Origin of the sequence: Pseudomonas kribbensis (assembly GCF_003352185.1) — a bacterium.
In the GTDB taxonomy this organism is placed as follows: domain Bacteria; phylum Pseudomonadota; class Gammaproteobacteria; order Pseudomonadales; family Pseudomonadaceae; genus Aquipseudomonas; species Aquipseudomonas kribbensis.
In genome coordinates this window covers 3207768-3223384 of record NZ_CP029608.1, presented here as the reverse complement: position 1 = coordinate 3223384, position 15617 = coordinate 3207768, and the positions used below count along the sequence as shown (strand labels likewise).

At 61.7% G+C, this 15617-nt stretch carries 16 protein-coding genes; all 16 read left to right on the top strand.

What is annotated here, in order from left to right; translation table 11 throughout:
• Positions 1–96 precede the first annotated feature (96 nt).
• On the top strand, positions 97–1218 hold the full coding sequence (locus DLD99_RS14655) for an LLM class flavin-dependent oxidoreductase (protein WP_114883119.1): 1122 nt from the start codon (positions 97–99) through the stop codon (positions 1216–1218).
• A gap of 225 nt (positions 1219–1443) precedes the next feature.
• Complete coding sequence (locus tag DLD99_RS14650; RefSeq protein WP_114883117.1) at positions 1444–2340, top strand: VOC family protein; 897 nt, start codon at positions 1444–1446, stop codon at positions 2338–2340.
• Between the two features lie 11 nt (positions 2341–2351).
• A complete protein-coding gene (locus tag DLD99_RS14645; RefSeq protein ID WP_114883115.1) occupies positions 2352–3233 on the top strand; it encodes a CoA transferase subunit A in 882 nt (293 codons plus the stop codon).
• Between the two features lie 12 nt (positions 3234–3245).
• On the top strand, positions 3246–4040 hold the full coding sequence (locus DLD99_RS14640) for a CoA-transferase subunit beta (RefSeq protein WP_114883113.1): 795 nt from the start codon (positions 3246–3248) through the stop codon (positions 4038–4040).
• A 24-nt stretch (positions 4041–4064) separates the two neighbouring features.
• Complete coding sequence (locus DLD99_RS14635) at positions 4065–4937, top strand: enoyl-CoA hydratase (RefSeq protein WP_114883111.1); 873 nt, start codon at positions 4065–4067, stop codon at positions 4935–4937.
• A 2-nt stretch (positions 4938–4939) separates the two neighbouring features.
• A complete protein-coding gene (locus DLD99_RS14630) occupies positions 4940–6007 on the top strand; it encodes an NAD(P)H-dependent flavin oxidoreductase (RefSeq protein WP_114883109.1) in 1068 nt (355 codons plus the stop codon).
• Between the two features lie 11 nt (positions 6008–6018).
• A complete protein-coding gene (locus tag DLD99_RS14625) occupies positions 6019–6774 on the top strand; it encodes an enoyl-CoA hydratase family protein (RefSeq protein WP_114883107.1) in 756 nt (251 codons plus the stop codon).
• A 10-nt stretch (positions 6775–6784) separates the two neighbouring features.
• A complete protein-coding gene (locus tag DLD99_RS14620) occupies positions 6785–7951 on the top strand; it encodes an acyl-CoA dehydrogenase family protein (RefSeq protein ID WP_007951376.1) in 1167 nt (388 codons plus the stop codon).
• Positions 7952–7961: 10 nt separating this feature from the next.
• Positions 7962–9017: an acyl-CoA dehydrogenase family protein gene (locus DLD99_RS14615; RefSeq protein ID WP_114883105.1), complete on the top strand. Its 1056-nt coding sequence runs from the start codon at positions 7962–7964 to the stop codon at positions 9015–9017.
• A gap of 24 nt (positions 9018–9041) precedes the next feature.
• Entirely contained in the window at positions 9042–10190 is a 1149-nt protein-coding gene (locus tag DLD99_RS14610; protein WP_114883103.1) for an acetyl-CoA C-acetyltransferase, read from the top strand.
• Positions 10191–10215: 25 nt separating this feature from the next.
• Positions 10216–11091: an SDR family oxidoreductase gene (locus DLD99_RS14605; protein ID WP_114883101.1), complete on the top strand. Its 876-nt coding sequence runs from the start codon at positions 10216–10218 to the stop codon at positions 11089–11091.
• A gap of 271 nt (positions 11092–11362) precedes the next feature.
• Positions 11363–12031: a GntR family transcriptional regulator gene (locus DLD99_RS14600; protein WP_114883098.1), complete on the top strand. Its 669-nt coding sequence runs from the start codon at positions 11363–11365 to the stop codon at positions 12029–12031.
• A gap of 79 nt (positions 12032–12110) precedes the next feature.
• On the top strand, positions 12111–12917 hold the full coding sequence (locus DLD99_RS14595; RefSeq protein WP_114883097.1) for an ABC transporter substrate-binding protein: 807 nt from the start codon (positions 12111–12113) through the stop codon (positions 12915–12917).
• A gap of 11 nt (positions 12918–12928) precedes the next feature.
• A complete protein-coding gene (locus tag DLD99_RS14590) occupies positions 12929–13705 on the top strand; it encodes an amino acid ABC transporter permease (RefSeq protein WP_085709894.1) in 777 nt (258 codons plus the stop codon).
• 2 nt (positions 13706–13707) lie between these two features.
• Positions 13708–14487 (top strand): amino acid ABC transporter ATP-binding protein, encoded by a 780-nt coding sequence (locus tag DLD99_RS14585; RefSeq protein ID WP_114883095.1) that lies wholly within the window; start codon positions 13708–13710, stop codon positions 14485–14487.
• A gap of 20 nt (positions 14488–14507) precedes the next feature.
• Positions 14508–15599 carry a polyamine ABC transporter substrate-binding protein gene (locus DLD99_RS14580; RefSeq protein ID WP_114883093.1) on the top strand — a complete coding sequence of 364 codons (1092 nt, stop codon included), beginning with the start codon at positions 14508–14510 and terminating at the stop codon, positions 15597–15599.
• Positions 15600–15617: the final 18 nt, after the last annotated feature.

Sequence of the window (15617 nt, the reverse complement as noted above, 5' to 3'; positions counted from 1 at the left end):
TTGCAGGATTCCGGCGCCCCGGCTTTCCCTGAGCATGAGCGCCAAGGCGTCGCTCACCCGCGCCGGTTGCGCATCCAACAAGTACAAGGATCAACCATGAAATTTTCCCTGATTTACGAAGCCCAGACGGTGGATTCCAGCCGTGAAGGCGATCGCAAGATTTTCGAAGATACCGTCGAACAGGCCGTGCTGGCCGACAAACTGGGCTTCGATACGTTCTGGTGCGTGGAGCACACGGCGCTCAGCAACTACTCGCACATGTCCGCGCCGGAAACCATGCTGGCGTTTGTCGCCGGCAAGACCGAGCGGATCGGCATCGGCCACGGCGTGGTCTGCCTGCCGCCGGCGATGAACCATCCGGTGAAAGTCGCCGAGCGCATCGCCACCCTCGACCTGCTGTCCAAGGGCCGCGTGCACTTCGGTGTCGGCAAGGGCGGCACCCAGCAGGAGGCCGGCACCTTCGGCTATGACCTGACGACGTTGCAGCCGCAGATCGACGAGATGATGTACCTGATCCCGAAAATGTTCGTGTTCGACGAAATCGAGCATCAGGGCGATTTTGTGCAGATCCCGAAACGGCCGATCCATCCCAAGCCTTACCAGGACCCGCACCCGCCGATGTACCTGGCCTGCACCAACACCGAATCGCTGAACAAGGCCGGCAGTCGCGGCATGGGCGCACTGGTGCTGGGTTTTGGCGGCCCGGAAGAAATCGCCAAGAAGGTCGAGGTCTATCACCAGGCCTGGGACAACCGTGACGTGAAACATCAGGTAGGCTTCCGTCCCAACCGCCACATCGCCGCGCTGTGCCCGGCGATCGTGCTGGAAAACAACGAAGAAGCGCGGCGCATCGGCATCCGTGGCCAGCGTTACTTCATGGAGTCGCTAGGTTATTGGTACGGCGGTGGCGAGCGTCCGGACCCGGAAAAGTGGAAGGATGACACCTTTGTCGATGGCAACGGGCAGAGCGTGATCAAGTCGCGGTTTGCCTCGGAAGAGGTCAGCGTCGACTTCTCCGACCCGACCATGGCCATGATGAACCCCAACCATGCTTACGGCACCGTTGAGGATTGCATCGGTTATGTGCAGCGGCTGATCGATGCAGGCGCCGACGAGATTCTGTTTATCTGCCAGATGGGCACGGTGCCACAGTGGGCACAGCTGGAGACGTTGAAGAACATCGGCGAGAAGGTGATTCCGCATTTCCGCAAAAAGTAAGCGGACTGATGCCTGCTGTTGATCGCAATTAAGGTCTGGAACGGAATCCAGTCCCCATTTCCAACGGGTCCCCAAGGCCCGTTTTTTTATGCCTGCGTTCCGGGTGTCCGCTAGTCCCATTGGACGATGTTTCCCCTCTGCGAACCCGTTTGAATAGGCCTCAATACAGTCTCCCCGGCAATCGCCGCCGGGCGGCTCGGCCTGAGAACAACGAGGAGTGCATCCATGGATATCCGTGGTCTGGGTTACGTCACCCTGTTATCCAGCGATCTGGCGCAGTGGCGGCAGTACGCAAGTCAGGTGCTCGGCATGATGGTGGCCGGCAGCGATGACGATGAGCGTCTGTACCTGAAAATGGACGAGCGCCACCACCGGATTCTGGTGGAGAAAAACACCGAGAACGGCTTCGGCGCCTGCGGTTGGGAAGTATCGGGCAAAGCGGCGCTGGAGCAGGCCGTCAGCGAGCTGGAACGCGCCGATGTGCAAGTCATCCGTGGCACCGAGGCGCAGGCCCGGGACCGCAAAGTCCAGGAACTGGTGCACTTCAGCGATCCGGATGGCAACCGCCACGAACTGTTCTGGGGGCCGTTGCAGGACTTCGCGCGCTTCGTGTCGCCGGTCGGCGTGAAGGGCTTCGTCACCAATGAACTGGGCATGGGCCATGTGGTGCTGCCGGCGCCGAGCTTCGACCGTTGCCGGGATTTCTACGAACAGGTGCTCGGTTTCGGCCTCTCGGACCTGATGAAAGTCCGCTTCACACCGGACCCGGCCGAACCGCAAAAACGCATTCACTTCCTGCATTGCAACAACGGTCGTCACCACTCGCTGGCGATTTTCGAGTGCCCGATGCCCCACGGCTGCGTGCACATGATGGTCGAGGTCAACGCCCTGGATGAAGTCGGCCGGGCCCTCGACCGGGTGCAGGCCAACGGCGTGAAGATGTCCGCCACCCTCGGCCAGCACACCAACGACCAGATGATCTCGTTCTACATCAAGACCCCGTCCGGGTTTGACCTGGAGTACGGCTGCGATGGCCTGGTGGTCGACTGGGACCGGCACACGCCGTTCGAAAGCACCGTGGTCAGCCACTGGGGCCATGACTTCAGTGTCGGTCGCCAATGAGGAATACAACGATGGACAAGCGAATGACCACGGCCGAGATGGTCGGCCAACTGCGTGACGGCATGACCATCGGCATCGGTGGCTGGGGCCCGCGGCGCAAACCGATGGCGCTGGTGCGGGAGATTTTGCGTTCCAAGCTCAAGGACCTGACCGTGGTCGCCTATGGCGGCGCCGATGTCGGCATGCTTTGCGCGGCCGGCAAGATCCGCAAACTGGTGTTTGCCTTCGTGTCACTGGATTTCATCCCGCTGGAACCGTACTTCCGCAAGGCGCGGCAGGACGCGGCGTTGCAAGTGATGGAAATCGATGAAGGCATGCTCCTACTTGGCCTGCGAGCCGCCGCGATGAAGGTGCCGTTCATTCCCACGGCCGTGGGGTTGGGCACCGATGTGCTGAAGCACAACCCGCAGATCAAGTTGATCGACTCGCCTTATGCCGACAACAAGCAATGGGTCGCGATGCCGGCGCTCAAGCTTGATGCGGCGCTGATTCATGTCGACCGCGCCGATGCGCGCGGTGTCTGTCAGATCAGCGGCCCCGATCACTACATGGACGACTTGCTCGTCCGGGCCGCGACCCACAGCTACGTGACCTGCGACGAACTGGTCGACAGCGATTACTTCCATGCCGATCCGGCGCGGGCGCACCAGGTGTTCTGGGAACGCAACCTGACCACCGCCGTGGCCCACGTGCCGGGCGGTGCGCACCCGTCTTCCTGTGCGCCGCTGTACGGCTTCGATGTCGCGCATTTCAGGGCCTACAACGCGTCGGCCCAGGCCGGCGAGGGTTGGCAGGACTACGTCCGCGACTATGTCGACTGCACCCACGAACAGTACCTGGACAAGGTCGGCGGCCTGGACGCCATCCGCCAGCTCCCTCTGCCGGTCTACTAAGCGAGCCTTGATATGACTTCTTCTGCAACGACTTACAGCCTCGCCGAGTTGATGATCTGCGCGGCTTCCGAAGCCTGGCGCGATGACGGCGAGGTGCTCGCCACCGGGATCGGGGTGATTCCGCGACTGGCGGCGTCATTGAGCATGCTGACTAGCAATCCGCAGCTGTTGATGACCGACTCCGAAGCCTACATGGTCGCCGAGCCGGTGCCACTGGGTGCACGCAACGGCTATGAGCCTAAGCGCGACAGCTGGATGGGCTTTTCGCGGATTTTCGACAACGTCTGGAGCGGCAAGCGCCACGCGCTGGTCGGCCCGACGCAAATCGACCGCTTCGGCCAGGCGAACATTTCCTGCATCGGTGACTACGCCAAACCCAAGGCGCAAATGCTCGGCGTGCGGGGCTTTCCCGGCAACTCGATCAGCCATGCCAACTCCTTCTGCGTGCCCAGCCACAACCGTCGGGTGTTCGTCGAAGGCGAGGTCGATATGGTCGCCTCGGTCGGCTACAACCCGGCGCGCCTGGCCCGGGGCTGGTCGCTGGACGAGATCGATATCCGCTTGATCGTGACTGATCTGTGCGTGCTGGATTTTCTCGGCCCGCAACGGCAAGTGCGGATTCGCTCGCTGCACCCCGGCGTGACCGTCGAACAGGTGCAGGACAACACCGGGTTCGAGCTGCATGTGCCACAGGATTGCCCGATGACAGCGGCACCCACGGCTGAGCAGTTGCAACTGATCGGGCGTCTGGACCCGCACAACCTGCGCGCCAGTCAGCTCAAAGACAACCCGCCGGGCCAGCGCTGAGTCGCACCGTTTCGGAGAAAAGTGATGGCTGAACATAACGATAATAATGCCGCCGACGTGGTGCTCTACGAGGTACGCGGGGAGGTGGCGCTGGTCACCATGAATCGCCCCGAGTATCACAATGCCCAGAACTCGCAGATGACCTACGCACTGGACGCGGCGTTTCGCCGTGCCTGCGATGACGACGAGGTGAAAGTCATCGTGCTGCGCGGCACCGGCAAGCACTTTTCCGCCGGGCATGACATCGGCACGCCGGGGCGGGACGTTCACAAGACGTTCGACCGCGCGAGCCTCTGGTACGACCACACCAACAAGCCCGGTGGCGAATTTCTTTACGCCCGGGAGCAGGAGGTCTATCTGGGCATGTGCCGGCGCTGGCGCGACATGCCCAAGCCGACCATCGCCATGGTGCAGGGTGCGTGCATTGCCGGCGGGCTGATGTTGGCGTGGGTCTGCGACCTGATTGTCGCCAGCGAGGATGCGTACTTTGCCGATCCGGTGGTGCGCATGGGCATTCCCGGGGTCGAGTATTTCGCTCACGTGCACGAACTGAACCCGCGTATCGCCAAGGAGTTTCTGTTCCTCGGTGAGCGCATGCCGGCGGCTCGCGCCTACCAGATGGGCATGCTCAATCGGGTGGTGGCTCGCGAATCCCTGGAGCAGGAAACCCTCGACATCGCCGGGCGCATCGCCCAGATGCCGCGCCTGGGTCTGCAATTGAGCAAGCAGGCGGTCAACAACGCCGAAGACCTGATGGGCAAGCGCGCGACCATGGACATGGTCTTCGGCCTGCACCATTTCGCCCATGCGCACAATGAACTGGTGTCCGGTGACCGGCTCGGCGGCTACGACGCCAAGGCCATGGCCAGCTCGCAACGCGCGAAGGGCGGGGCGTGAATATGGCGATCTCATTGAATACCCGGCTGACCGAGTTGCTCGGCTGCCGTTATCCGATCATCCAGACCGCGATGGGCTGGGTGGCGGATCCCCGGCTAGTCGCGGCCACCAGCAATGCCGGCGCCTTCGGCTTTCTGGCCGGCGCCACCATCGAGCCGCAGCACATGGAGGCGGCGATCCTCGAAACCCGGCGCCTGACGGATCAGCCATTCGGGGTCAATTTCCATATGTACCAGCCCAACGCCGACGACATCGTCGAGTTGGTGCTGCGCCACAAGGTGCGGGCGGTGAGTTACAGCCGTTCTCCCGGTAAGCAGATGATCCAGCGCCTGAAGAATGCCGGTGTCGTGTGCATTCCCACGGTTGGCGCGCTGAAGCATGCGCAGAAAGCCGTGGAAATGGGCGCCGATGCTGTGACCGTACAGGGCGGCGAGGGCGGGGGGCATACCGGTTCGGTGCCGACGTCGTTGCTGCTTGATCAAGTGGTCAACGCGGTGTCGGTGCCGGTGGTGGCGGCCGGTGGCTTCAAGGATGGCAGGGGACTGGTGTCGGCGCTGGCTTATGGCGCCGAAGGCATCGCCATGGGCACGCGGTTTCTGATGTGTGCCGAAAGCCCGGTGCCGGCGCAGACCCTCGCGCGATATCTGGCGATCAAGGACCCGGCGGCGATCATCGTCAGCCGCGCCATTGACGGCATGCCGCAACGGATGATCCGCAACGAACTGCTCGACCGACTGGAAACCAGCGGTGTGTTCAAACGCTGGGTGTTGGCGGTACGCAGCGGTCTTGCTTACCGCCGCCATAGCGGCATGAGTTTGACTCAGTTGCTTTCCAGCGCTCTGAAAATGCGCAGCAGCGGAGACCTGACTGCCGCGCAAAGCATCATGGCCGCCAACGCGCCGATGGTCATTCAGAAAGCCATGGTCGACGGGCTGCCCGCCGAAGGTGTGTTGCCTTCGGGGCAAGTCGCGGCCTCCATCGACAGCCTGCCCAGCTGTGCCCAATTGATCGAGCAGATCGTTCGTGACGCCGAGTTGCGTCTGGACGAACTCTGCCGTCGCGTGTCGTGAAAGGAAAAAACATGCAGCCATTCAGCGTCAGTATCGATAACGGCATTGCCGAGCTGGTGTTCAACCAGCCGCCGGTCAACGCCTTCAATTGCCGGACCTGGGCCGATATCGCCCGTGAAATCGAAGGCCTGGGCACCGACAACCGCGTGCGGGTCATCGTGATCCGCGCCGAAGGTCGCGGCTTCTGCGCCGGGGTCGACATCAAGGAACTGGCCGCCGACGGCAACCTGATCGTGGCAGTCAACAAGGGCAACTACGACAGCTTCAAGGCCATTCACCGCAACCCGAAACCGGTGATCGTGGCGGTGCACGGTTTTGTGCTCGGCGGTGGCATCGGTCTGTGCGGCGCTGCCGACATTGTCGTGGCCTCCGAGTGCGCGACTTTTGGCGTTCCGGAAGTTGACCGTGGCGCCATGGGCGGTGGCGCGCATTTGCAGCGGTTGTTTCCGGTGCAGAAGGTCCGGCACATGTATTTCACCGGCGAGCCGATCAACGCGACCGAAGCCTGGCGTCTCGGGGCGGTGGAACGTGTGGTCAAGCGCGAAGACTTGCGTGAAGCCGCGTTGCAGATCGCCCGCACCATCGCCGCCAAGAGCCCGGCCATGATCAGCCTCGCCAAAGAAGCACTGAACGGCATCGAGGACGGCAATCTGGAAGACAAATACCGCTGGGAGCAGGGCTTCACGCTTGAAGCCTATCGCTCACTGGATTCACAGGAAGCACGGGACTCGTTCATCGAGAAACGTGATGCCCGGTTCAACGGCTGAAGGTGCGCACATGGATCTGACTTATACCCCGGCCCAACAGGCCTTTCGCGCCGAAGCACGGGCGTGGCTGACGGCCAACGTGCCGCGCGAGCCGCTGCAATCATTCGACACCGAACAAGGTTTTGCCCAGCACCGAGCCTGGGAAAACCGCCTCAACGACGGCCGCTGGGGCATGGTCACTTGGCCGGTGGAGCTGGGCGGCCGCGGTTGCGACTTGATCGAGTGGTTGATTTTCGAGGAGGAGTATTACCGCGCCGAGGCGCCTGCACGGGTCAATCAGAACGGCATTTTCCTGCTCGGCCCGACGCTGATGGAGTATGGCAGCGAAGCCCAGAAAGCCCGTTTTCTGCCGCGCATGGCCACCGGTGAGGATATCTGGGCCCAGGCCTGGTCCGAGCCGGGGGCGGGTTCCGACATGGCGGCGATCCGTTCGCGGGCCGAACGGGTTGGCGACCACTACGTCATCAACGGTCAGAAGACCTGGTCGACCCGCGCCGTGTGGGCCGACTGGGTGTTCGGGATTTTCCGCACCGACCCGAACTCCCAGCGTCATCATGGCCTGACGTTCATTCTTTTGCCGCTGGATACGCCGGGCATCACGGTACGGCCGATTCCGCAGCTCAACGGTTTGCCCGGCTTCGCCGAAATCTTCTTCGACGACGTCAAGGTCCCGGTGGAAAACGCGCTGGGTGGCGAGGGCATGGGCTGGCATGTGGCGATGTCCACCGCCGGTTTCGAGCGCGGTTTGCTGCTGCGTTCGCCCGCACGCTTTCAGGAAACGGCGCGGCGTCTGGTGCAGTTGTATCAAGCCAATCGCGAGCAGGCCGACCGCGACCCGGCGATTGGTGAGGCGGTAATGCGCGCCTGGCTGGACGCCGAGGCCTACACCCTCAACACCTATCGCACCGCCTCACAACTGGTACAGGGCGGCAAGATCGGGCCGGAATCCTCGACCAACAAAATCTTCTGGTCGGAGCTCGATCAGCGCATGCACGACACCGCCATGAGCATTCTCGGCCTGCGTGGCGAGCTGCTGCCCGAAGCCCCGGCGGCGGGCGATGTCGGCCACTGGCTGGAAGGTTTTCTGTTTGCCCAGGCCGGGCCGATCTACGCCGGCACCAACGAGATCCAGCGCAACATCATTGCCGAACGCATGCTCGGCATGCCGCGTGCTTGAGGAAGAGACCATGGACTTTAATTTCAGCCGCGACCAACTGCTGTTCCAGGACAACGTCAGGCATTTTCTGATCAACGAGGTGACGCCGGAACGCATACGCGAACTCTGGCAGATCGAAAGCGGGCGCAGCGATGAGCTGTGGGCGCAATTGGTCGAACTGGGGCTGACTGCGCTGACGGTTCCCGAAGCGTACGGCGGAATGGGCATGAACGAGCTGGACTTTGTGCTGCTTGCTCAAGAGTGCGGGTACGCCGGACTGCCCGAGCCGTTGGTGGAGACGATGCTGGTGGGTGTGCCGTTGCTCGCCGGACTTGATGAGCGCCACGGGGCACTCAAGCAGGACTGGCTCGGGCGTATCGCAGAAGGCAGCGCTCGACTGGCGGTTGCCGAACCGGGTAATCCGCTGGTCAGCGATGCCCATGTCGCCGATCTGCTGTTGCTGGCCCATGGCGATGAGGTGCATGCGGTCGAACCGGGTGCGGTGCAGTTGACCCGCAATGTGTCGGTCGATCCGGCGCGGCAGTTATTCCAGGTCTCCTGGACTCCGTCGCCGGCGACCTGCGTGGCCTCCGGCGAACACGGGCGGCGACTGTGGACGGAGGCGGTTGATCGTGGCGCGCTGGGCAGTGCTGCGCAGATGCTGGGGCTGGCCAAACGCATGGTCGATCTTGCGGTGGATTACACCTTCGAGCGCAAACAGTTCGGCAAACCGGTGGGTTCGTTTCAGGCCGTGAAGCACTTGATGGCGAATGTCGCGGTGCAGATCGAGTTCGCCAAAGGGCCGCTGTATCGCGCGGCCTATGCCATCGCCGAGCAGTTGCCGAACCGCTCGGTGCTGGTGTCCCACGCCAAACTGGCGACCTCCGAGGCCGCCATGCTTGCCGCAAAAAACACCATTCAGGCCCACGGCGCGATGGGCTACACGTGGGAAGTCGATCTGCATCTGTTCATGAAGCGCGCCTGGGCGCTGGACAAGGTCTGGGGTGATCGCGGCGCTCACAAAGAGCGCATCCGTACAGCCTTGTTCGACGGACGTTGCGCACTGGGTGCCGGTCAGACGTTCTGACGGCACCACTTACCGAGAAAAATCATGCCTGAAGCTTATATTGTCGACGCCCTGCGCACGCCTACCGGGCGGCGCAAGGGTGGTTTGAGCCATATTCACGCGGCCGATCTGGGCGCCCATGTGTTGCGTGCGCTGGTCGAGCGCAACGGCATTCCCGATGAGGATTACGACGACGTGATCTTCGGCTGCGTCGATACGATCGGCCCGCTGGCCGGGGATATTGCGCGCACCAGTTGGCTGGCTGCCGGGTTGTCGCAATCTGTCCCCGGCACCACGATTGATCGCCAGTGCGGCTCGTCCCAGCAAGCGGTGCACTTTGCCGCGCAAGCGGTGATGAGCGGCACTCAGGACGTGGTCATCGCCGGTGGCGTGCAGACCATGACGCAGATCCCGATTTCCTCGGCCATGACCGCGGCCGAGCCATTGGGCTTCAGCGATCCGTTCAGCGGCTCCGAAGGCTGGGTACGGCGCTACGGCGCGCAACCGCCGACGCAGTTTCGTTCGGCGCAGATGATTGCCGAGAAGTGGGGATTGTCCCGCGAGCAGCTCGAAGTGTATTCGCTGGAGTCCCATCAACGAGCGTTGCGGGCCATCGAGGAAGGACGGTTCCTGCGGGAAATCGTGCCCCTGGCTGACGTGGTTCACGATGAAACGCCCCGTCAGACCAGCCTGACGAAAATGGCCGAACTGGATTTCCTGTTTGGCTGCGACCGGGTGACGGCGGCGGTGTCCAGTCAGACCTGCGATGCGGCGAGCGCGATGCTGATCGTGTCCGAAGCGGCGCTCAAGCGCTACGGCCTGACACCGCGTGCGCGAATCCATCACCTCAGCGTGCGCGCCGAAGACCCGATCTGGATGCTCACCGCGCCGATTCCGGCAACTGCTTATGCGCTGAAGCGAGCAGGCATGAAGCTGGAAGACATTGATAGGGTCGAGATCAACGAAGCCTTTGCTTCGGTGGCAATGGCCTGGCTGAAAGAGACCGGCTATCCCCACGAACAGACCAACGTCAACGGCGGCGCAATTGCCCTCGGCCACCCGTTGGGCGCCACCGGCACGCGCTTGATGTGCAGCTTGCTGCATGAACTGGAGCGCAGCGGTGGTCGCTTTGGTTTGCAGACCATGTGCGAAGGCGGCGGGCAGGCCAACGTGACGATTATCGAACGCTTGTGAGTGAAGTTTTGACGGGAGCAGGACCATGCAGATCTGTAAAAACCGCGTCGTGATCATTACCGGCGCCGGGGGAGGGCTGGGGAGGGCGTATGCGCTGGCGTTCGCCGCCGAGGGCGCGAAAGTGCTGGTCAACGACATCAACCGTGAGGCCGCGCTGGCGGTGGTGGATGCCATCGAGTCCCAGGGCGGCCGGGCGGTGGCCAACAGCAACGACATCACCCGCTATGACGATGCGGCGCTGATCGTACGCCAGGCGATCGAGACCTTCGGCGGGCTGGACGTGGTGGTCAACAACGCAGGCATCTGTCGTGATCGCATGTTCACCAGCCTGAGCGAATCCGACTGGGATGCGGTGATGGCGGTGCACCTCAAGGGGCATTTCTGCATATCCAGTCATGCCGCGCGTTACTGGCGTGAGCAGGTAAAGGCTGGCCAGACCGTGAGTGCGCGGATCATCAACACCAGCTCCGGCGCCGGTTTGCAGGGTTCTATCGGCCAGTCCAACTACGCCGCAGCCAAGGCCGGCATCGCCGCACTGACACTGGTGCAAGCGGCAGAACTGGGGCGCTACGGGATTACCGTCAACGCCCTGGCCCCGGCCGCGCGCACCGGCATGACCGAAGGGGTGTTTGCCGACGTCATGAAAAAACCGGAGGAGGGGTTCGACTACTTTGCGCCGGAGAACGTTGCGCCGTTGGTGGTGTGGCTCGGTTCACAGGACTCCGCGTCGGTGAACGGGCAGATGTTCGAAGTGGAAGGCGGCAAGCTGTCGATTGCCGATGGCTGGCGTCGCGGGCCGGAATTGGACAGGAAGGGCCGTTGGGCCGTGGGCGAAGTCGGCGGGGCGGTCGCGCAATTGCTGAACCGGGCGGTGCCGGCTGCGAAGGTGTATGGCAGCTGAGATTCGGGTTCCTGGCACTCGTCTGCTGTTATGGCAGGCGAGTGTGCTGCCGTTTTCCATGGGTGTTACTCGGCTACCGTTCTGCACCTTTTCCGGGCTCGCAATGAGCCAATAGGTAGCAAATCCCGATCTTCGTGCCGGTATGTGCACGGTGCTATTTCTCCTTAATTCATTCGAATCAAACGCTTGGCGCGCTGCCGCAGGTTCTGGCACGCATTCTGCTTTTATGTATCCGTGGATAATTGGATACAAAAAGACAAAAGGTGCCGCCATGCAATTCGCTCCCGCCTACGACCAGCGCCAACCAATGACTGCCGAGGAGGAGGCCTACAACTTTCTTCTGGAGGGCATCTGCGGCGGTCGTTACCGCAAGGGTGACCGGCTGATCGCCGAGGATATTGCCGGTGAAATCGGCATGAGCCGGATGCCCGTGCGCGAAGCCTTCCGGCGTCTCGATGCTCAGGGCCTGGTGACACTGCGACCCAATCGCGGTGCGATCGTCAGCGGTCTGGATGTCGAGGAAATGCACGAAGTCTTCGAGATGCGCAGTGCGCTGGAAGGGCTGGCGATTCGAGTCGCCGTGCCGAAGATCGGCGAGCGTCAGTTGACGGCCCTGGAACGGCTGCTCGATGAAATGGATGACTACCGCGACGAGAGCGCGGAGTGGGTCAGTCGTCACCGCAAGTTCCATGAATACCTGTGCAGCCTCAGCGGACGGCCTCGTTTGGTGAAACAGATCAGCGCGCTTTACTCGCTGATCGAAGCTCCCATGCGCCTTTGGCTACAACACGGTGAAAAGCCGCTGAGTGCACGCGAGGAACACGTGGTGATCCTCGACGCGATTCGCGCCGGCGATGCCGTCAAGGCCGAAGCGGTGGTGCGCGAACATATCGAAGGCACGGTCCCCGAGCTGATCAGGTTTCTGCAATCGGAACGATAACCACAGAGCGGGCAACGAACCCGCCGATGTTTTGACTTTGAGTACTGCCCCGTTACTAACCGAACTGGAGTGTCTGGTCATGCATACGTCTCGCCTGTTGTTGGCTGCAATTTCCCTGGGGCTCTGTACGCAGTGGGCGGTTGCCGCACCCACCGTGCCGGAGCGTTTGCTCAAGGTCGACAAACTCACCTATTGCTCGGGCATGGATTCGCCGCCCCTTGTCTCCTTCGATGAAGCGCAAAAGCCAAAGGGCCTGACCGTCGATCTGGGCCTGGAAGTCGCCAAACGTCTGGGGGACAAAAAGGTCGAGTGGCGGGTGATTCCGTTTTCCGGATTGCTGCCGGCGTTGCTGGCCAAGCAGTGCGACATGATCGTCGACCAGTTGTTCGACAAGCCCGAGCGCCGGGAGGTGATCGACATCGTCAACTACATGTATTCCAGCCAGGCGGTGGTGGTGCCCAAGGGCAATCCGAAGGGGCTCAAGACGCTGCCCGATCTCAGCGGGCACAAGATCGCGGTACTCAACGGTTCGACCATCAAGACCTTGCTCGATACCGAGAATGAAAGCCTGGCCAAGGCCGGCAAGGCGCCGATGAAACTGGTGGTCTACAACACCGACACCGATGCGTTCCAGGCTCTGCGGATCAGTCAGGTCGACGCTTACGGCACCACGGTGGAAACCGCCGGTTATTACGCTGCCATGGCGCCGGATCTGTTCGAGGAAGGCGTTCCGGCCTTCAGCCGGATCCTCACAGGCCTGGGCATTCGCAAGGACGATCCGCAACTGAGTGCCGCCGTGCAGCAGGTGATCACCGACATGCGCAGCGATGGCAGCTACAACCAGCTCCTGAGTAAATGGCACGTCTCCAGCGACACCCTTGATTGAGGTAGACGTTGATGAATTTCAATTGGGATGTGTTCTGGCAGTACCTGTTGCAGCCCAGTGGGGTCTACCTCACCGGGCTCTGGCTGACGTGCCTGATCAGTGTGCTGGCCATGTTATTGGGTTGCGTTTTGGGATTGGCGGCGGCGTTGCTGCGGTTATCGAAGAACCCGTTGCTGCACCTGCCGGTGCGCTTTTATGTGTGGCTGATGCGCGGGACGCCCTTGCTGGTGCAGATCGTCTTTCTCTACACGGCGCTGGCGGCGGGCGGGATTTTCCGCTTCGAAGACATTGAGCTGTTCGGCCTGGTGGTCCCCGGCAATATCCAGGCTGCGATCATCGCGCTGGGCCTCAACGAAGGCGCGTACATGGCCGAGATCATTCGCGCCGGTATCGGTGCCGTCGACAAGGGGCAATACGAGGCCGGACGTTCCCTGGGCATGACCTTCGCCAAATTGATGCGGCGGATTGTCTTGCCGCAGGCGTTTCGGGTCATCGTTCCGCCGCTGGGCAACGAGTTCAACGTGATGCTTAAAAACACCACGCTGGTCAGTGTGATCGGTGTGCAGGAGCTACTGCTCAGCACGCAGATGGTCACTTCGGCGACCTTCCGCGTGTTCGAGCTGTACCTCGTGGTGGCGATCTATTTCCTGTTGCTCACTACATTGTGGGGCTTCTTCCAGCGCTGGCTGGAGACACGTTTCGGCCAGTCGGACCGACCTTCGTCGCCGCCGCCGGCATCCAGCCGGATGTTCGGTCGCAGCACGCTGAAACTGCTGAGGGGACGTTAACCATGGCGCATCAAAGTGACGAACTGATCATCGAAGCGCTGAACATTCACAAGTCGTTCGGCAACCTAGAGATTCTCAAAGGGATTTCCCTGCAAGTCCGGCGCGGCGAAGTGGTGGTGCTGATCGGCGCCTCGGGGTCGGGCAAAACCACGTTTATCCGCTGCATCAATTTGCTGGAAGACATTCAGTCCGGGCAGATCCGGGTCAACGGCCAGTCCATGGGCTATCGCACCAAGGCCGATGGCAGCCTGGTGCGGGATTCGGAGCGCAACATCGCCCGTCAGCGGCGGGACATCGGCATGGTGTTCCAGCGTTTCAATCTGTTCCCGCACATGACCGCGCTGGAAAACATCATCGAAGCACCGATTCAGGTGTTGGGTGTGCCGCGCAAAGCGGCGGAGGAACAGGCACGAGCACTGCTCAAGCGTGTCGGATTGGCCGAGAAGGCCAACCATTACCCGTCAATGCTTTCCGGTGGCCAACAGCAGCGGGTGGCGATTGCCCGGGCTTTGGCCATGAAACCTCAGGCGATGCTGTTCGACGAACCCACCAGTGCGCTGGACCCGGAAACCGTCGGTGAAGTTTTGCAGGTGATGAAGGAACTGGCGGAGGAGGGCATGACGATGGTGGTGGTCACCCATGAAATGGGTTTTGCCCGAGAGGTCGCCGACCGTGTGGTGGTGCTCGATCAAGGTGAACTGATCGAGCAGGGCCCACCGGAGCAGATTTTCAGTCACCCCACTCATCCCCGTACCCAAGCCTTTCTCAGCCGCGTGCTGTGAGACTCACAAGGATATTGACGATGCGTTTATCGAGCGTGTTTGCAGCCCTGTGCTGCGCTGCCGTGGTGCCCTTTATTCAGGCTGCCGACCCGGTGGTGAAGGTCTATAACTGGTCCGACTACATCGGCCCTGACACCCTGAAGAACTTCGAGAAAGACAGCGCCATCAAGGTGCAGTACGACATTTTCGACACCAATGAAATGCTCGAGGCCAAACTGCTTTCCGGGCATTCGGGGTATGACGTGGTGGTGCCTTCCAGTCAGTTTTTGTCGAAGCAGATCCGGGCCGGAGCCTATCAGCCGCTGCAGCGTGAATTGCTGGATAACTGGAAGCACCTTGATCCGCGCTTGATGCAGCGTCTGGAAGCGGCCGATCCGGGCAATCGTTATGCCGTGCCTTATATGTGGGGCACCGTAGGCATCGGCTACAACGAGGAGAAAGTGCGAGCGGTGCTGGGCAAGGACGTGCCGCTGGATTCCTGGGCCATGGTGTTCGATCCGCAGAATCTTTCCCGACTCAAAAGCTGCGGCGTGGCCTTTCTCGATGCGCCGGTAAAGATCATTCCTCAAGCCATGCTTTATCTCGGGCTGGACCCCAACAGCGTCAAGCCGGACGACTACAAGCAGGCGTCGAAACTGCTGATGACCTTGCGGCCGTCGGTGACTTACTTCAACTCATCGAAGTACACCGCGGACCTGGCCAATGGCGATATCTGTGTGGCGATCGGTTACTCCGGCGACGTGATGCAGGCCCAGACCCGGGCCCGCGAGGCCGGGAAAAACATCGATATCCGCTACGTTATTCCCAAGGAAGGCGTGAACCTGTGGTTCGACATGCTGGCGATCCCCAAGGATGCCGGCAACGTGGCCAACGCCCATGCGGTGATCAACTACCTGCTGCGACCCGAGGTGATTGCGTCGGTCAGTGACTACGTCGGGTATGCGAACCCGAACAAGGACGCGACGCCCCTGATGGACCCCAAGGTCAGCGGCAACCCGGGGATCTATCCGGGCGATGAGGTGATCAGTCACACCTTTGTCTCCGCCGATCTGCCGGAAAACATCCAGCGTCTGATGACCCGCGAATGGAACCGGATCAAGTCTGGCCAATGAATCCTTGTTTTGAAGAGT